This window comes from Chryseobacterium sp. GW821-FHT04C04, assembly GCF_059420365.1.
This window is the reverse complement of sequence record NZ_JBWKTO010000001.1, coordinates 119129-137368: the sequence shown is the minus strand read 5'-3', so window position 1 is coordinate 137368 and position 18240 is coordinate 119129. Positions and strand designations below refer to the sequence as shown.

Sequence of the window (18240 nt, the reverse complement as noted above, 5' to 3'; positions counted from 1 at the left end):
AAATTGGATCTATCAAATCACTGTAAACAAATATATTTCAAAACTTTACGATTTACTAATTTTAGCGAATGGCACACCGTATTTATTTATACAATTACGATCAGAAAACGAATCAATCTTTCGATACCTATTTAGGCGAATGGAACTACGAAATTCCCTTATTGCTGTATCCCCTTATTGCAGAAGATATTAAAGTGGAAGGCGTTGAGTTTTTCTCTAATAAAGAACAAGGCATCGTTCAGTTGCGTTATTTTTTCAATCTGCTGGCTGATACCTATCAACTGCATTACAAAAAAGCTTACTACGAACCCGTCAACAAAATGTTTGAGTTCCTGGAAGCATTGCCTTATGATTCCTTCGTACTGAATGCAACAGATGTATTCAATATGAATGAAGAAAAGCATAAAGTACAGGCAAAGGAATGGGTGGTGGAAATTCAACAGAAAAGCAAGCTGTATAAAAAGGCTGTGGAAACCCAGAATCTTTCATTATTAGATTCCTTGTTTTCGCATACAGGCTATTCCTCATTTCTTGATATTTTACAAACCGACTGGATCAATTACGGATTAGGTTATTTTGAGGAGCTTGCTTATAAGAAAGTAGCCTCTTCTGTATTTGAAGAAAACGGAAAATTGGGTCTGAAGGATGCAAAAGGTACTATTTTGGTTCCGGCCGTTTATGATGAAATATTTGAAGCAGACTATAATTACGGTATATCGGTGATCCAAAAAGAAGGACTGTTCGGGTACCTGCAAAGTGACGGGAAAGAATTGGTTCCTCCAATGTATGAAGAAGCTTTTGATGTGTTCGATTTTGCACTGGAACCTTTAGGAGAGGTAAAGGTGAACGCGAAATCGGGGATTTTAAAAATCTATTCAAAAACCTGGCTGGTTCCGGCTGATTATGATGCAGTCGAAAGAGTGGCATATGGATTTTTAGGGGTGGAAAATGAAGGTAAATTTGGAGTGTATGGTGATGAAAATAGTATCATTATTCCTGTAGAAAGCGAAACTCCTTATGAATATGACTATTTCCCAGAGTTGTTTTTCACCAAACAAAAGGGAACCAGTAAACGCAGGTATTATACAAAAGAAGGACATTATTTGGGTGATTTTTTAGAAGGCAGTATTTTAAAAACGAATGCTTGTTTCTGGATTAAACCGAACAAATTTGACAAAAAAGGCAGATTGATCGATGAAAAAGGTAATCTTATAATAGATGAAGCCGATCAATTGATTTTAATAGATAATTTTGAAGCACTGGCTGTTCGTAAAGATAAAAACTGGAAAATCTATCATGCCTTAAAACATAGATTTTTGTTAGACAATGAATATATTATTAAAGTAAAAGCAGAATCAAGTAGTGGATATAAAAACAATGCTTTTATCCTGGAAACCCAAACCGGATTAGGACTTTTTGATGCAGACAATGAAAATTGGTTAATCGCTCCTCAATCAGAAATTAAACAGATTCATTATTTGGAAAACGGATTTTTATCCGTCAAAAAAAATGAAGGATATCAATTGTTTGATTTCGAAAATGATTTGTCGGCTGAATTGTATGACTATATTTCTAATCCTTTGAACTATAGAATGGAAGAAGGATTGCTGTTTCTATATAAAGAGGCCAATATGTTTAGGATAAATGAAGATAGAAGCATTCAGCCGGTAAAGGCAGCTGAGTATGGAACTATTTATCTCGATCGGTATTCATTCCGTGGAAAAGATTTGGAATATTTTATTTCCTTTTATAACCGTTGGAAAAGCCAGGCAGGTAGTAACTTTGAACAGTTCATGGATGTTGAAATCATTAAAAAAATGGCTTTTGAAGCAAAAGAAAATCAAAATTACCGGGAAGCGCTTCGCCTGTTTGAACTAGCTGCTCAGAAAAACGATGTAGATAGCTGGGTAGAAATGGGGATCTTACTCACCGATCCTGAAATAGAATCATTATTTAACCCACAAAAAGGGATTGCATATTACGAAAAAGCGGCCCAACAAAATCACCCTGTAGCCTGGAACAATATAGGGGCTTTGTACCACAACGGGACCGGATATTCTTTTAATATCAAAAAAGCGATTCAGGCGTACAGAAAAGGCGCTGAGCTTGGTGATGGAATGGCGCTTGCCAATTTAGGTGATTTGTACTATTTTGGAGAACATGTCATACAGGATTATGATAAAGCTTTGGATTTTTATCAAAAGGCCGAGAAAAAATACTACTATAACTACGATAAAATTTCAGAAATCTATTACCAGTTAAGAGACTATAAAAATCTTTTAATGTATTTAAAGAAAGACTATGATCAGTCTTATTCGGGAATCTATTACGGTATTATCTACGAACATGGTATGGGTGTAAAAGCCGATGCAAAGAAAGCTATTAAGTACTACGAACAGGCTAATGCCTACAATGCCTACGAATATGCTACTCAGCGTCTGGTGTACTACTACGGTGAAGATCCGGCATTTAAAAATGAAAAAAAGCTTCAGAAGTGGAGAACTTTCGCTGAAGAAAATGGCTTCAAAATCAATTAGCAGGTATTTACTTATATTTACATTCTTTACTACAATACAACTTAATAAAGATAAGGGTTTGATGCACAGGTTATTGTTTATATTTATTGTACTTTTTTGTCCGTTTTTTGTTCAGGCACAAGATCTTTTAAGCAAATTAGAAAAGGAATATAACCATGCTTCAAACAATACGGCAGAGCAGCTGAATCTGGCTCCTAAATACGCTACAGCCTTATTTTTTCATAACCTTAAACCTAAATCTTATCAGGTTTTAGAAACCAACATCTCCATCGCCACAAAACAGGCTGACGGGAAATACGCCACCATTTTGTACGCTGTACAAGCCATGAATTATCGGCTTGATAATAAAGGAGCAGAATCCCAAAAAAGTCTGGACATGGCAAAGGGGTATAGTTTAAAAACGAATAGCAACGAAGCCAAAGGCTATCTGCAATATGCCAAAGGCTGGATTTTGGTACGTAATAATAAAACGACTGATGCTGTTGCTGCTTATCTAAAAGCGATCGAATATTACGAAAATTCGCCAACGACCTCCACCCTGTACGGAAGATTTGGTAATACAGCCAAAGAGTTGTCTGCCATTTATTCCAACCTCAATGAATACCAACTGGAAGAGAAATACAGCAAACAATTTCTACTGTTGGCATCCAAACAAAATGATCCTAATCTTATCTTCGATGCCTATATGCGAATGGGCTACGTATACGAACAAAAATACACCCAAAATTCATCGAATAAAGAGTTTAGAAATAAAACAGAGCAGTATTATCTGCAGGCTATCACGACTTTCAACAAAAACAAAGGGGCTATGCTCAACAGGAGCAGCCTTTCCTATGCTGCGATCAATTTAGCCAATCTGTATACTGGTTTTGATAGGGAGAAAGCCATGCAATATGCCAGGTTAGCCAACAGCGTGAGTCTGGAAATAGGAGACCCCATTCATATCGCTTCTTCATTTGGGATTCTGGCAGAATTGGCCCTACAGGATAAAAATTATGACTTAGCTAAATCTTATTTTCTAAAAGCCTCTATGGAAATTGGGAAAAGCCCGGTCAGAGATCATAATATAGAATTGTCTATTCTTGAATCTTTATCCAGAATCAGCGAAGAGCAGGGCAGTGATAAAGAAGCACTTACGTATTATAAAAGTTATATTGACAAATATAAAAGCGTTTACGATCAGGAAAAACTGGATATTACCAAAAGATTAGAATCTCAGTTTGATAAAGAACGACAAGAACAGAAGTATATAAAACTACAGCTGGAAAGTGATAAAAAAGTACAGGAAATTAAGTTGATCAACATCCTGCGGGCACAGCGCGAACAGGTATACAACAACTTAAAACTGGTAGAAGAAAACCAGCGTGAGCGGCTGAAATTCTCAGAACTTGAATCGGAGAAAAAAGAACAGCAGCTTCACCTGGCAAAATTAGAAACCCAACAGAAGAACAACGATATCAACAACTACAAAAAGCTGCTGGCCTTTAAAGAAAAGATCAATACCTACTATATTTTCTTTATTATATTCTTCATTGTTTTGATCCTCTTACTGCTTTATGCCTATAAACAGCGTGCGAAGTCCATCAAGCGGAGAGATGAGCTTCATACTTTAGCCATGGAAAAAGAGAAACAAAACTCAAAAATATCCACGCTTACAGCATTGCTCGAAGGGCAGGAACAGGAGCGTGGCCGCCTCGCCCGTGATCTCCATGACGGATTGGGAGGCTTGCTTTCAGGAACCAAACATCAGTTGTCTTATTTGAATCCTTATGAGTCCGGGAATATAGAAGAAGGGATTTCTAAATCAATTGACCAGATTGATGGTGCAGTGGAGGAGTTAAGACGTGTAGCGCACAATTTAATGCCCGATTTACTAATGAAGTACGGTCTGGAAATCGCCATTCAGGAGTTTGCCCTGCGTATTTCCAATAATGCATTAGAAATTCACACCGAATTTATCAATTACAGCAATTCCATATCGCAGGAAAAGCAATTGATCATTTACAGGATCATCCAGGAATTGGTCAACAATGCCATAAAACATGCCAATACTTCCGAAATTATTATTCAGATCAGTGAGGAAGAAAATGCATTAAACCTTACCGTAGAGGACAATGGCAAAGGTTTTGACCCTGCAAGCTTAGACGAGAAAAAAACAGCCGGTTTTCACAATATAGAACTCAGAGTCCAGTTTTTAAAAGGAACGATGAACATCACCTCCGAACTGAATATTGGAACCAGTATAGAACTTCAAATTCCTATTCATTAAACATGATAAAAGTAGCCATAACAGACGATCATCCACTTCTCTTAGAAGGATTGAAGAATATTTTAGGAAACAGCAATACCATAGATGTCGTAGATTGTTTCAGAAACGTTTCAGAAATGAATGCAGGCCTTGCAAAGCAAGCCATTGATATTTTGTTGCTGGATATCAATCTGGTAGATACCAACAGCATTGAACTCATAAAACCTTTAAAGAAAAAATATGGAAACCTCCAGATTATTATCCTTAGCGTTCACAATGAACTGCCTGTCATAAATAGTTCTTTGGCTGAAGGTGCTTTGGGATACATTCAAAAAAATGCTTCAGTTTCTGAAATTCTGGAAGGCATTACTACCGTATATGAAGGTAATCGGTTTTTATGCTCCCAAACTAAGTCTGTTCTGGAAAAAAAATCGGTAGATGGATTAAGCCAGGTCCCGAAATTGACAAGAAGGGAAAAAGAAATCCTGGGGGAAGCAGCGAAAGGGCTTACGACCAATCAAATGGCAGAAAAACTCTTTATCAGCCCGCATACGGTAGAGAGCCACAGGAAAAACCTTATTGAAAAATTTCAAACATCCAATCTCAGCTCAGCGATAAAATTAGCGATAGAATACGGTTTGATTATCGCGTAAAAATATTCATTCCAGAAAAAAGGCTTGCTTTCATTACGGAAGCAGACCTTTTTTATATAATCAAATAATTTAGGTGTGTAGTCATTAATCTTTGAATTTCAACGCAGCCTGAAACAGATTTTTCTTTCCTATTAAATCATACTCATCGTTATATTCAGGCTGATACATTAATAGATAAACGCTGCCATCAAAATCTTTTAAATTGATGGGCTGATCGACCATGATATCATAAAACCTTGTAATAGTACGGGTAGCTGTCCATTGTTTGATGTTACCTTTAGGGTTTTTATCAAATCTATGGTCTCTCGCGTCTGTATAATACCAATACGAAGGTGCAGAATCCATCAGAAACATTTCTTTGTCCTTGTTATACAGCTCCTCTGCCATCCCCGTATTCTGGAACCAGGGAACCTCTGTATTGAAAAGACCTAAAGCTCCGGCATAAATATCCTTATTGGTAGTGGCCCCCACTAAAAATCCTTCCAGATTGGTAGAGGTAATTTCGAACAGGAATGTAGATTTTTTTAGTTCATAAACATCATTCACGGGCTCAATCACTTTTCCATCCTGTTTTATAACTACTTTTAAGGATTGTGCGAAAGTCATAAAACTTAATAAACAAAAAAGGAGGGTTAAACTTAATTTTTTCATTGTATCTCTTTAAATAATTGCAGCAAAGATATTAGACTTTGTTCCCTTAGACACTCGCTGGTTTCAGGGGTTTTTATCTTATTGATAGATATTAAAACGCATTTTTACTTAAAACAGATTAGCCTTCAGCTGAATTTTGATAAAAGCCGTTTTCTGTTTTTTACCATTGGCTGAAGCAGAATTGAGTGGATAAACTTCTGCATAAAAGGTCTCATTATCTGTCCAGAATGCCTTTTTTTCATCGGCTATTTTGAAATTGGTAAAATTTGCATATAAAAGGTTCTCCTGTCTTTTAGTTTGTGGTAAGTATTGAGTGATCACAAAATTACTCCCCACATCATTATTGGATGAGATGTAGGTGACCCAGCTCTTAGTGGGTAGAATCTGTGGATAACCCTGTGTACCCAATTCAAACATGGGTGCATTTTTTATATTGTAAAAAGAATAGAAAGAATCTACGGCTTCATCAGTATTTTCTTTGAAAACCTCCAGGTTTAAGAAAGGTGATCGTCCTATATATTCATTAGCAAGCGGCCCGGTCTCTGTAGATATATTTTCATGTTGTGTGATAATCTCTTTTCTGCTATTGTCAGTGTATACCCAGTTACCATTCTGCAGTTGTATATTCGGATTTTTTACCAACGCTTCACCGATTCGGTTTTTTGAGCTTGCTTTAAATTCCTGCTCTGAAATCTCAGCAATTGTTCCGTATTTGCTAAAAGATTTATTCTTAAAATCGTCAGATTTTCTAAATGTGCTGCTTCTGATCTCATAAAGATCCACCCCTTTTAAAGTCAGTTCAAATGATGCCTTGAATTCTGATTTCAAAACAAAAGCTTCAATGCTGTTTGAAATATTATTATTAATGCTGTAATGAATGGAGTAGAAGTCCTCAAATTCTTCAAACCCATAATAGTTATCAAGTTTATGATAAGCTATTTTCAGATGAGCGGCATCTTTGCTTGGGGTTACAAAAAACTGTATAGAATCCAGCTTGGTGAACAACTGAAAGGGGACATCCTGTACATTATCTACTCCTTTTATTTTTTTGAAATCGGCAAAGGTTATTGTTTTTTGCTTAACTTCAGTTTCTGCCTTGTTGGTTTCTGATATTTTATTCTGTTGGTTACACCCCACAAAAACAAGCATAGATGATATAAAGAATTGATTTAAGAGTTTCATTTTTATATTTTTTGGCAAATGTATCAGTATTCAGACCAGCAGCCAATAAAACCGCCTAAAATGGGGAATAAATGGCTGAAAACAGGGATATATCAAACGATAGAATTTGAACAATTTTACAAAGTGATACACTAAGTATTGTAAATTATTTTTATAAAAATGAAAAACGTAATAATCAGCTTTTCAGTTGTCATGACTTTATTAGCTTCCTGCTCACCTGCTACAGAAAAAAAAGTGGAAAAAAAGGCTTCTCCAGATGTGAAAACAGCTCCGGTTTCTAAAACTGATCCGGAAAAGAAAGACATAACCAAATTAGAAGTGCCCAGTGATTTTACATCCTTAGTTCCTATTGATGTTTTGAATGGTAAAAGCACAAATGTGTATGAGAAATATGGGATTGAGTTCTCGGGCAACTGTTATTCGTGCGATTTGGCAAGTTTGTCCATTACAAAGAAGAAAATACAATGGACGAATGTCTGTGATGAAAAGGACATCTTTGAAATCCATGATTTTTCATATTCTATAGAAGGAAATAAAACTATTTTTAAAACCCCGGAAAGAACTTATACGTTAATTCAAATAGATAAATCTCCGGTTTACGAACTTGTTATAAAAGGTCAGAAACTGGAAATGAAAAACAAAAGAATATCCACCTATTTCACCACTCAAAAAGCTTTGCCTCTTTTTACAGAGCATGATTGTGGTGATTTTGAAGGATGATTTCTAAGAAGAGTATCGTTGATTCAGGCGGTAGAGTAGTCTGAATCAACAATTTCTATAATTTTCCTACAAATTTTACAACAAAAAAACCTCAAATTGCTTTGAGGTTTATATGTAAAATAATGATTTAATTATTTTGCTGGTTTTTTAGGACTCATCATCATAATCATCCTTTTTCCTTCAAGCTTAGGAAGCTGATCTACTTTACCAACATGCTCCAATTCCTGAGCAAGTTTTAAAAGCAAAATTTCTCCCTGGTCCTTAAAGATAATCGAACGTCCTTTAAAAAATACGTAGGTTTTTAATTTTGAACCTTCTTCAAGGAATTTTTCAGCATGCTTCTTCTTGAATTCATAATCGTGATCATCAGTCTGAGGTCCGAAACGGATCTCTTTTACAACCACTTTTACTTGCTTAGCTTTAAGTTCCTTCTGTTTTTTCTTTTGCTCATACAAGAATTTTTTATATTCTAATATTCTTGCAATAAAAGGTTCTGCTTTATCAGAAATTACTACTAAATCCAACTCCTGATCCGCAGCAATCTGTCTTGCTTTGTCAATTGGATAAATTCCTGGCTCTACGTTATCGCCCACCAAACGAAGCTCTCTCACACGAATTTTATCGTTGATCAAGTGTAAGTCCTCCTGTACAGGACGTCTTTGTGGGCCCCTGTTGTTAAATCTTTGTGCTATTGTATTATAATTTTATTGGTTAATTACTTAATTTAATTGATTTAAATATTTAAAATTGAAAGATCCCATTAATTTTTGAATCCTTCAATCTTTTAATTTAAATTTATATTGCTGCTTCTTTTTTGAAGTACGCTACAAAATCCTCTAGTTTCATCACTCCAAGATCTCCTTCTCCACGTCTTCTTACAGAAATCGTGCCTTCTTTTTCTTCATTTTCTCCTACTACAAGCATGAAAGGAATCTTCTTCAATTCAGCATCACGGATCTTTTTACCTGTCTTCTCGTTTCTGTCATCAATCTGACCGCTAATATCGTGATTTTCCAAAAATTCTGAAACTTTTTTCGAATAATCTACATATTTTTCACTGATTGGTAGAATAATAAACTGATCCGGGCTCAGCCATAATGGGAAATCACCTGCCGTGTTTTCTAACAAAATAGCAATGAAACGTTCCATAGAACCGAAAGGAGCTCTGTGGATCATTACCGGTCTGTGTTTTTCATTATCATTTCCGATATAATGAAGATCAAACCTTTCCGGTAGGTTATAATCTACCTGAATGGTTCCCAGCTGCCATTTTCTTCCCAAAGCATCCTTCACCATGAAGTCAAGTTTAGGACCGTAGAATGCTGCTTCACCATATTCAATAACTGTTTTCAACCCTTTCTTTTGAGCTGCATTGATGATTGCACTTTCTGCTTTCTCCCAGTTCTCATCAGAACCGATATATTTTTCTTTGTTTTCAGGATCTCTTAATGAAACCTGAGTGACAAAATCTTCAAAACCTAGAGATTTGAAAACATAAAGAGTCAAGTCAATAACTTTTTCAAATTCTTCAGAAAGCTGATCTGGAGTACAGAAAAGGTGAGCATCATCCTGGGTAAATCCACGAACTCTTGTTAAGCCATGAAGCTCTCCACTCTGCTCGTATCTGTACACTGTACCGAATTCTGCATATCTCTTTGGCAAGTCTCTGTAGCTCCATTGTGAAGTCTTGTAAATTTCACAGTGGTGAGGACAGTTCATTGGCTTCAGCAAAAACTCTTCTCCTTCGTTCGGAGTTTTAATCGGCTGGAAGCTGTCTGCTCCATATTTATCCCAGTGACCAGAAGTTACGTATAATTCTTTAGATCCAATATGGGGAGACATGACAAATTCATACCCTCCTTTTTTCTGAGCTTCTGAAAGGAAGTTTTCCAGTTTTCTTCTTAAAGCAGTACCTTTTGGCAGCCATAGTGGTAAACCGGCACCTACTTTTTCAGAAAATGCGAAAATTCCAAGTTCTTTACCTAATTTTCTGTGGTCTCTTCTTTTTGCCTCTTCCAATCTTTCAAGATATTCAGTAAGGTCTTTCTGTTTAGGGAAAGAAATACCATATACTCTTGTCAATTGTGGGTTCTTTTCATTTCCTCTCCAATAGGCTCCTGCTGCATTTAAAATTTTAACCGCTTTTACAATTCCTGTATTCGGAATGTGACCACCACGACATAAATCTGTGAAATTATCGTGTGTTACAAAAGTGATTTCTCCATCATTAAGATTAGAGATCAATTCTACTTTGTATGGGTTGTCTGCATATGTTTTTAAAGCTTCATCTTTAGAAACAGGATATAGGGAGAAGGTAGAACCTTTCTTCGCATTTTCTAAGATCTTTTTCTCAATCTTTTCAAAATCTTTTTCAGATAAGTTTTCATCCCCGAAATCTACATCATAATAGAATCCGCTTTCAATGGCAGGCCCGATGGTCAACTTAGCATTAGGATAAAATTCAAGGATTGCCTGCGCCAAAAGGTGGGCAGAAGAGTGCCAGAAAGCCTTCTTTCCAAGATCATCATTCCATGTCAATAGCTGTACTGTAGAATCCGTGGTTATAGGTGTGGTCGTTTCTACTTGTTTGTCATTAACAATTGCGGAAATGGTGTTTCTAGCCAATCCCTCGCTTATAGATTTTGCCACATCTAGTGGAGTCACTGCTCCCTCGAATTCTTTGACACTATTGTCTGGAAGTGTAATTTTTATCATTGTTTACTAAGAAATTTTAAGATGCAAAAATACGGAATTTTTAGATAATATACTATATTAGCCTATATATTTAGAATGAGAATTAATATTTAAAAATAGAAAGGCACTGGAAATTTTGATTACATTGAATTCTATATTCAGTTTTTTACAGAAAATACCCCGGATTTTCTATGGCTTTAAACTTCAATATTGAGACTTTTTTTATTTCGCAATTCTTTTAAAATAAACAAATTACAATTTATTATGAATACTATAAATATTGATCTTCACTGTGATTTATTGTATTACCTCTTAAGTCCTGATGCTGCTATTGATGACAAAGAAATTGGATGCTCACTGCCTTATTTGCAGGAAGGCAATGTAAAACTTCAGGTGATGGCGATATATGCAGGAACAGGGGCAAATAGTACAGGTTATGGACTGGAACAAAGCAAATTATTTGCAAATCTTATCAAAAATGAAAACTTTTTCCTCTTTAATCATGATCATTTCAACGCTCCGCAAAATAAAAATCGGGTAGGAATCATTGCTTCTATTGAAAATGCATCTGCTTTCTGTGATGAAGATCAAAGCCTGGAATCCGGATTCAAAAACCTGGAAACCATTATTCAGAACACAGAGAAAGTCCTTTATATCGGGATTACCCATCACCTTGAAAATCGTTTCGGCGGAGGAAATAGTGCTGCGGCAGGTTTAAAAGAAGATGGAAAAGTGCTGATCGATTATATTGCTGACAGAAAAATTGCCATTGATCTGGCCCATACAAGTGATCAGCTGGCTTATGATATTTTCAATTATATTGACCAGCGAAATTACTCAATTCCTATTCTGGCAAGCCATTCCAACTACAGAAGCGTTTATAAAAATAACAGAAATCTTCCTGATGAACTGGCTCAGGAAGTTATTAAAAGAAAAGGTCTGATTGGGCTTAATTTTATCAAAGATTATGTTGATATTCATCATGCTGAAAGGCTTTATGAACATATTCAATATGGGCTGGATCTTGGTGGTGAAGACTGTATTGCCTATGGAGCTGATTATTTTTATTGGAAAGATCATCCGGACAAATCCCGCCATCCTTTTTTCTTTCCTGAGCATTCCAATGCTTCAGTATATCCGGCGGTCAATCATGAAATTGAAGAACGTTTTTCATCTGAATTGGTAGAAAAGATCAGTCATAGAAATGTTTTGAATTTTTTAGAACGCATTTATAAATAATACAATCATAAGATCATTTTATTCTCTCGCAGATTGAGCAGATGATGCAGATCTTTTTATAGGGATCTGCGAAATTCTTTCAACCTGCGAGAGATTATTTTTAAAATAAATTGATTGTTTTTAATATTTAATTTTAAATTAAATAAAGTAGTTCAATTAACTTTAAAACAATATATTACGTGTTTTTAATTAATGCTTTCTTTTGTACTTTACTTTCTGTTTGATGATTTCAATGACATCTACATTCTGAACTTTCGATTGGATCCATCCATGAATATCAATATAAAATAATGACCGTCTGTAATATTCGTTATTGGAAAATTCTTCCAGTTTTTTATCAAAACTTTCAAAAGCTTTCTGTCTTTGATTCAACACCTGATTATTAAGATTCTTAAAAAACTGAATGCTTTCAAAATGAAAGTCCTCTGGCTTTTTCATTTTTTTTGCAAACTTCAATGTCGAGGCAATAAATTCATCATAATCCTCATCATTTCCAGACTCATACTTCGCCATTAAAATCAAAATTCGGGTATGAAACAGCAGGTCTTCCTGTACATTTCCTTTTGATTCTATCACCCTCATCGAGTACTCAATCGATTTTGCAAACATTTTACTGCCGAAAAACATCGCTGCCATTTTAAGATAGAGAATCATAAAGTGGTGTTCGTCAATTCTTTCTCTGAGTTTTTCCATTTTTAATTCCACTTCAGGAATAAGCTTGGTTCCCGTGAAAAACTCGCCTTTTACAAAGTGAATATTCATCAGTGTATTGTAGTGGGTAAGGAAAATAAGAGATTGAAGGTTTTCATTCTGTGCAAAGTTCTCAGCATTCACCATCTTATTAAAATTAGCAAAATGCTCTTCCAGAATGTCAATATTTCCGTAGAGAAACAGAATTTTCAGCAGATACGTATTGCCTTTGATATACCAAACCGGATGGCTGAAGATCATTTCAGGCTTCTTATGAAACAGATCTACCCATTGATAAGCATATTTCAATGTATACTTATAATCCTGTAAAAGCTGGTTTTTCCAGACATGGGCCTTATAATACCAAAGCTTTTCAGTAAAGTTCAGTTTTTCCGGGCTTATATTTTTAATATGAGCATTGAAAACATCCATCACTTCCTGCCGGTCTGTATCATTTTTCACATAGCCATGGGTAAGCATTTCGCTGTATAATTTCAGTGAAAGATTAGATAATTTTGTGGTATAACGGTTCTGTTTACTTATTTCCTGGGATTGTTTGATGAGCTCTTCGGCGCGTCCTTCAATACTTCGTGTAATGAACTGTGATTCAATTACTTTTTCGAGATCTATGATTTCAGAAGCAATGCTTTTTTCATCCAGTTCGAGGGCAGATTGCTTGGTTTTATCCAATATTTTTAAAGCCTGCTTGTAAAGCCCTTTTTGATAGAGGATATTGGCGAAATCCAACTGTTCCCGGAGCTGAATTCTATAATTCTGATGACTAGGGTTCATGCGGAGGCTTACCAGAATCTGTTTGTAAAGGTGGGCTTTAAGATTGGAAAGCTGCTGCTTTGTAGAGATTTTTTTCTCAATAATTACACTTTCATCATATTCCTTCATCTTGTCTATTTCGGAAAATAACAGGAGAAATTTGGCATCTACGTTGATTCCGAGACGGTTTACATATAACTTAAACTGTCGTTTTTCTGAGGTGGTCAATGACTTTACCAATACAAACAAAAAATCTTTCTGCAATTCTGCCATTGTAAATTTTTATAAATTAAAATACTGACTAATAAATGAATACGATCATTTTTTCAACTGTTGAATATTGTAGTTTTCAGAAAAAGTGAAAATCAAAAAATATTGCAAGCTGTAGTTTTGAACCAAAATTAAGTAAAAAACTTCACTTATGAATTCCGATAAAATTGAAATTTTTGATACAACACTGAGAGATGGGGAGCAGGTTCCGGGATGTAAACTCAACACGGAACAAAAACTGATTATTGCTGAAAGGCTTGATGGGCTGGGGATTGATATCATTGAAGCAGGATTTCCGATTTCCAGTCCTGGAGATTTTGAATCTGTTTCTGAAATTTCAAAACTGGTGAAAAATGCAAAAGTATGTGGATTGACGAGAGCGAATAAGAAAGATATTGATGTTGCTGCAGAAGCATTGAAATTTGCCAAAAGACCTAGAATACACACCGGAATCGGAACTTCCGATTCCCATATCAGATATAAATTCAATTCAACGAGAGAAGATATCATTGAGAGAGCTGCAGAAGCGGTTCGATATGCAAAAAGCTATGTAGAAGATGTAGAATTTTACGCTGAAGATGCCGGAAGAACGGATAATGATTATCTGGCACAGGTATGCGAAGCTGTAATTAAAGCCGGAGCTACGGTGTTAAATATTCCCGATACCACAGGATATTGTCTGCCAGAAGAGTATGGACAGAAAATAAAATACCTGCGAGAAAATGTAAAAGGAATTGAAAAAGCAGTATTGTCATGTCATTGTCACAATGATCTTGGGCTGGCTACTGCCAATTCTATTGCCGGAGCCATCAATGGTGCCCGTCAGATCGAATGTACCATCAACGGGTTGGGAGAAAGAGCAGGAAATACGGCATTAGAAGAGGTCGTCATGATTTTAAAACAGCATAAAAATCTAAATCTGCATACTGATGTCAATTCCAGAATGTTGAATGAAATGAGTACAATGGTATCTGAACTGATGGGGATGTCTGTGCAGCCGAATAAAGCTATTGTAGGGGCTAACGCATTTGCCCACAGCTCAGGAATTCATCAGGATGGTGTCATCAAAAACAGAGAAACTTATGAAATCATTGATCCCGCTGAAGTAGGAGTGAATGCATCTTCTATAATTCTTACTGCAAGAAGCGGACGTTCAGCGTTGGCATACCGCTTTAAAAATATCGGGTATGATATTACCAAGAATGAACTTGACTATTTATATCAGGAATTTTTGAAAATTGCTGACCTTAAAAAAGAAATAGGTAACGATGATTTGAGCATAATGATGGATTCTTTCAGTAGAAAAATAGGGTAAGGTTTGATTTAAATCAAGATAAAGTAAACAATGAACAGTAATAAAAAGACACTTTTCGATAAAGTTTGGGACGCTCATGTGGTAGAAACTATTCCTGACGGACCTCAGATTATTTACATAGACAAGCACCTTATCCATGAGGTAACAAGCCCTCAGGCTTTTGCGGAACTTGAGTCCAGAAACCTGGAGGTATTCAGACCGGAACAGATTGTAGCAACAGCTGATCATAATGTACCCACTTTGCATCAGGAGCAACCCATCAGGGATGAGCTTTCAAGAAATCAGGTAGAGCAGCTTACTGAAAACTGTAAGAAAAATAATATTGAACTCTTCGGTTTGGGGCATCAATATCAGGGAATCGTTCATATCATTGCTCCGGAACTGGGAATTACACAACCGGGAATGAGTATTGTTTGCGGTGACAGCCATACTTCTACACATGGAGCATTCGGATCTATTGCTTTTGGGATTGGAACGAGCCAGGTCGCGCAGGTTTTTGCCAGCCAATGTCTGTTGCTGAACAAGCCAAAATCAATGAGAATTACTGTGACTGGTACCTTGAATGAAAATGTTCAGTCTAAGGATGTTATTCTTTATATCATTTCAAAAATAGGAACAGATGGTGGAACAGGATATTTCTGTGAATATGCCGGAAATGTATTTGAAGAAATGTCGATGGAAGGAAGAATGACCGTATGCAATATGAGCATTGAAATGGGTGCCAGAGGCGGAATGATTGCCCCTGATGAAACGACTTTTGAATATGTAAAAGATAAAAAATTCGCTCCGCAGGGTGAAGAATGGGAAGAGAAAGTAGAGTATTGGAGAACCCTGAAAACAGATAATGGGGCTATTTTCGATAAAGAACTCAGCTTTGATGCTGCAGACATCTATCCGATGATTACCTACGGAACAAACCCGGGAATGGGGATTTCTATCCGTGAAGTAATTCCGGCTCCCCAGAGTGAATCTGAAGAGAAGGCATTACGGTATATGGGATTGGAAGCAGGGCAGGAACTATCCAATATAAAAGTCAATTATGTATTTATTGGAAGCTGTACCAATGCAAGAATAGAGGATTTCCGTTCAGCAGCTCAATATATAAAAGGGAAAAGTAAGTCTGAAGCAGTGAAGGCTCTTATAGTACCTGGATCTCAGCAGGTTGTTAAGCAGATCTATGAAGAAGGACTAGATAAGATATTCAATGAAGCGGGATTTCAGATTCGTCAGCCGGGATGTTCAGCGTGTCTGGCGATGAATGATGATAAGATTCCTGAAGGAGAATATTGTGTATCCACTTCCAACAGAAACTTTGAAGGCAGGCAGGGACAGGGAGCAAGAACCATTCTTGCCAGTCCGCTTACCGCAGCAAAAGCAGCGATAGAAGGTAAAATTTCCGCTTTTGAAAGTGTACACTAACAAGGAATTTTAAAATGTGTTTTAACCACAAAGTCTAACAATATAGAATACATGCAAAAATTAGTTATTATAAAATCCACTGCAGTTCCATTGCCGGCAGAAAATATAGATACAGATCAGATTATTCCTGCAAGGTTTCTGAAAAGTATAGACAGAAAAGGCTTTGGCGAGAATCTGTTCAGAGACTGGAGATTCAATATTCATACAGGTGAACCGAATCCTGACTTTGTTTTAAACAATCCTAAGTTCAGTGGTGAGATTCTGGTGGCGGGAAATAATTTCGGCTGCGGAAGCAGTCGTGAACATGCTGCCTGGTCTTTAACGGATTATGGTTTTAAAGTAATTGTTTCCAGCTATTTTGCGGATATCTTTAAAGGAAATGCTTTGAATAACGGGCTTCTTCCTGTAAAAGTTTCTGAAGAGTTTTTAAAAGAAATTTTAGAAGGAATTAATGAAAATCCAGACAATGAAATTGCTATTGATGTAGAATTGCAGTCTATCAGCTTTAAAGATACCACTGAAACCTTTGATATTGATTCTTACAAGAAAATATGCCTATTAAACGGCTATGATGATATTGATTTTTTAATCAGCAAAAAACAGGCGATTACAAAGTTTGAACTAAAGACACAAAAAACAAATGAGCGACAATTATTTTAAAATCGCGGTTCTTCCCGGAGATGGGATCGGCCCGGAAATCATCAGTGAAAGCATTAAAATATTAGATGTTATTGCTGAAGCTTTTCAATGCAAATTCCATTTTGATTATGGATTAATCGGTGCAGAAGCTATTTTCAAGACAGGAAATCCTTTGCCGGATGAGACCCTGAAAATTTGTAAAGAATCTGATGCTGTTCTCTTTGGGGCCATCGGAGATCCTATTTTTGATAATAATCCGGAAGCAAAAGTAAGACCTGAACAAGGGTTGTTAAAACTTCGCAAAGAGCTGGGATTGTTTGCCAATATCCGTCCTTTGAAAACGTATGCCTCTTTAATTGATAAGAGCCCGCTCAAAAGAGAGATTATTGAAGGAGCGGATATTCAGATCTTCAGAGAGCTGGTAAGTGGAATCTATTTTGGTGAAAAATTTACAGATCCGGAAGGGGCTTATGCTTATGACGTATGTAAATACAGCCGTGAAGATATTATTCCGATTGCTCATATGGCATTTCAGGAAGCGCAGAAAAGAAGTAAAAAGCTTACGCTTATTGATAAAGCCAATGTTCTGGATACTTCAAGATTATGGAGAAAAACATGTCAGGAAATTGCCACAGAATATCCTGATGTACAGCTTGATTATATGTTTGTGGATAATGCAGCGATGCAGCTGATCCTTAATCCTAAGCACTTTGATGTTATTTTGACTGAAAATATGTTTGGAGATATTATTTCAGATGAAGCAAGTGTGATTGGGGGGTCTATCGGACTTCTGCCATCTGCTTCAGTGGGAGAGAAGAATGCTTTATTTGAGCCTATCCATGGATCTTATCCTCAGGCTAAAGGAAAAGGGATTGCAAACCCTGTTGCCTCTATTTTAAGTGTGGCCATGATGCTGGATCATCTTAACCTACAGGCTGCAGCCAGCAAATTAAGGCAGTCTGTGGAGCATGCTATTGAAAATAAGTATGTTACTGTAGATCTGAATACGAAGCAGTATTACTCAACAAGTGAAGTGGGAAGCTTTATTGCCGACCATATCAGATATTCCGAAAAATCGTATTACAATTTTGAAAATATCAAGATCGGAAAATCAACCATTGTATAGAAACAAAAAGTTCATTTAGATAGTTAGAAAGAAAAGTTCCGCCTCATATGAAGCGGAACTTTTCGTTTTTTAATTATAAAGAAGCC

General features: G+C 36.3%; 14 protein-coding genes. 9 read left to right on the top strand and 5 right to left on the bottom strand.

The window, feature by feature from the left end; all coding sequences use genetic code 11:
* Positions 1-68: 68 nt before the first annotated feature.
* The 3 genes from AC07UM_RS00650 to AC07UM_RS00640 are packed head-to-tail and all read left to right on the top strand — an operon-like array spanning position 69 to position 5438.
* Positions 69-2537, top strand: coding sequence for a tetratricopeptide repeat protein (locus tag AC07UM_RS00650; RefSeq protein ID WP_494682939.1), 2469 nt, complete (start codon positions 69-71; stop codon positions 2535-2537).
* Positions 2476-4806 carry a tetratricopeptide repeat-containing sensor histidine kinase gene (locus tag AC07UM_RS00645; protein ID WP_494682940.1) on the top strand — a complete coding sequence of 777 codons (2331 nt, stop codon included), beginning with the start codon at positions 2476-2478 and terminating at the stop codon, positions 4804-4806. Before AC07UM_RS00650 ends, AC07UM_RS00645 begins: the two co-directional genes overlap by 62 nt.
* A 2-nt stretch (positions 4807-4808) precedes the next feature.
* Positions 4809-5438, top strand: a complete 630-nt coding sequence (locus AC07UM_RS00640; protein WP_494682941.1) for a response regulator — start codon at positions 4809-4811, stop codon at positions 5436-5438.
* Positions 5439-5522: 84 nt separating this feature from the next.
* On the opposite strand, the gene AC07UM_RS00635 is transcribed toward AC07UM_RS00640, so the two are convergent.
* Together AC07UM_RS00635 and AC07UM_RS00630 are read right to left on the bottom strand one after the other, a co-directional pair.
* Positions 5523-6089 (bottom strand): hypothetical protein, encoded by a 567-nt coding sequence (locus AC07UM_RS00635; RefSeq protein ID WP_494682942.1) that lies wholly within the window; start codon positions 6087-6089, stop codon positions 5523-5525.
* 108 nt (positions 6090-6197) lie between these two features.
* Positions 6198-7271 (bottom strand): resolvase, encoded by a 1074-nt coding sequence (locus AC07UM_RS00630; protein WP_494682943.1) that lies wholly within the window; start codon positions 7269-7271, stop codon positions 6198-6200.
* A gap of 159 nt (positions 7272-7430) precedes the next feature.
* Between AC07UM_RS00630 and AC07UM_RS00625 the strand changes: the two genes are divergently transcribed.
* Complete coding sequence (locus AC07UM_RS00625; protein ID WP_494682944.1) at positions 7431-7991, top strand: hypothetical protein; 561 nt, start codon at positions 7431-7433, stop codon at positions 7989-7991.
* A 131-nt stretch (positions 7992-8122) separates the two neighbouring features.
* Here the strand turns inward: AC07UM_RS00625 and infC are convergent, their stop codons facing one another.
* Positions 8123-8623 (bottom strand): translation initiation factor IF-3, encoded by a 501-nt coding sequence (gene infC / locus AC07UM_RS00620; protein ID WP_185097810.1) that lies wholly within the window; start codon positions 8621-8623, stop codon positions 8123-8125.
* A gap of 163 nt (positions 8624-8786) precedes the next feature.
* Positions 8787-10706 (bottom strand): threonine--tRNA ligase, encoded by a 1920-nt coding sequence (gene thrS, locus AC07UM_RS00615; protein ID WP_124531271.1) that lies wholly within the window; start codon positions 10704-10706, stop codon positions 8787-8789.
* Positions 10707-10949: 243 nt separating this feature from the next.
* On the opposite strand from thrS, the gene AC07UM_RS00610 reads away from it, so the two are divergent.
* Entirely contained in the window at positions 10950-11924 is a 975-nt protein-coding gene (locus tag AC07UM_RS00610) for a dipeptidase (RefSeq protein ID WP_494682945.1), read from the top strand.
* Between the two features lie 189 nt (positions 11925-12113).
* On the opposite strand, the gene AC07UM_RS00605 is transcribed toward AC07UM_RS00610, so the two are convergent.
* Positions 12114-13658 carry a hypothetical protein gene (locus AC07UM_RS00605; protein ID WP_494682946.1) on the bottom strand — a complete coding sequence of 515 codons (1545 nt, stop codon included), beginning with the start codon at positions 13656-13658 and terminating at the stop codon, positions 12114-12116.
* Between the two features lie 148 nt (positions 13659-13806).
* On the opposite strand from AC07UM_RS00605, the gene AC07UM_RS00600 reads away from it, so the two are divergent.
* The 4 genes from AC07UM_RS00600 to leuB are packed head-to-tail and all read left to right on the top strand — an operon-like array spanning position 13807 to position 18154.
* Entirely contained in the window at positions 13807-14970 is a 1164-nt protein-coding gene (locus AC07UM_RS00600; RefSeq protein ID WP_494682947.1) for a 2-isopropylmalate synthase, read from the top strand.
* Between the two features lie 30 nt (positions 14971-15000).
* Positions 15001-16389, top strand: a complete 1389-nt coding sequence (gene leuC / locus AC07UM_RS00595; RefSeq protein WP_494682948.1) for a 3-isopropylmalate dehydratase large subunit — start codon at positions 15001-15003, stop codon at positions 16387-16389.
* 51 nt (positions 16390-16440) lie between these two features.
* Positions 16441-17049 (top strand): 3-isopropylmalate dehydratase small subunit, encoded by a 609-nt coding sequence (gene leuD / locus AC07UM_RS00590; RefSeq protein ID WP_494682949.1) that lies wholly within the window; start codon positions 16441-16443, stop codon positions 17047-17049.
* The gene (gene leuB, locus AC07UM_RS00585; RefSeq protein ID WP_494682950.1) at positions 17030-18154 is read left to right on the top strand and encodes a 3-isopropylmalate dehydrogenase; all 1125 of its coding nucleotides are present in this window, start codon (positions 17030-17032) and stop codon (positions 18152-18154) included. Before leuD ends, leuB begins: the two co-directional genes overlap by 20 nt.
* The last annotated feature ends 86 nt before the right edge of the window (positions 18155-18240 follow it).

What these genes read in the sequence shown, in the direction of transcription:
- AC07UM_RS00650 (WP_494682939.1), top strand. Translation starts at nt 69, where the DNA reads ATGGCACACCGTATTTATTTATACAATTACGATCAGAAAACGAATCAA.
- AC07UM_RS00645 (WP_494682940.1), top strand. Translation starts at nt 2,476, where the DNA reads ATGAAAAAAAGCTTCAGAAGTGGAGAACTTTCGCTGAAGAAAATGGCT.
- AC07UM_RS00640 (WP_494682941.1), top strand. Translation starts at nt 4,809, where the DNA reads ATGATAAAAGTAGCCATAACAGACGATCATCCACTTCTCTTAGAAGGA.
- AC07UM_RS00635 (WP_494682942.1), bottom strand. Translation starts at nt 6,089, where the DNA reads ATGAAAAAATTAAGTTTAACCCTCCTTTTTTGTTTATTAAGTTTTATG.
- AC07UM_RS00630 (WP_494682943.1), bottom strand. Translation starts at nt 7,271, where the DNA reads ATGAAACTCTTAAATCAATTCTTTATATCATCTATGCTTGTTTTTGTG.
- AC07UM_RS00625 (WP_494682944.1), top strand. Translation starts at nt 7,431, where the DNA reads ATGAAAAACGTAATAATCAGCTTTTCAGTTGTCATGACTTTATTAGCT.
- thrS (WP_124531271.1), bottom strand. Translation starts at nt 10,706, where the DNA reads ATGATAAAAATTACACTTCCAGACAATAGTGTCAAAGAATTCGAGGGA.
- AC07UM_RS00610 (WP_494682945.1), top strand. Translation starts at nt 10,950, where the DNA reads ATGAATACTATAAATATTGATCTTCACTGTGATTTATTGTATTACCTC.
- AC07UM_RS00605 (WP_494682946.1), bottom strand. Translation starts at nt 13,658, where the DNA reads ATGGCAGAATTGCAGAAAGATTTTTTGTTTGTATTGGTAAAGTCATTG.
- AC07UM_RS00600 (WP_494682947.1), top strand. Translation starts at nt 13,807, where the DNA reads ATGAATTCCGATAAAATTGAAATTTTTGATACAACACTGAGAGATGGG.
- leuC (WP_494682948.1), top strand. Translation starts at nt 15,001, where the DNA reads ATGAACAGTAATAAAAAGACACTTTTCGATAAAGTTTGGGACGCTCAT.
- leuD (WP_494682949.1), top strand. Translation starts at nt 16,441, where the DNA reads ATGCAAAAATTAGTTATTATAAAATCCACTGCAGTTCCATTGCCGGCA.
- leuB (WP_494682950.1), top strand. Translation starts at nt 17,030, where the DNA reads ATGAGCGACAATTATTTTAAAATCGCGGTTCTTCCCGGAGATGGGATC.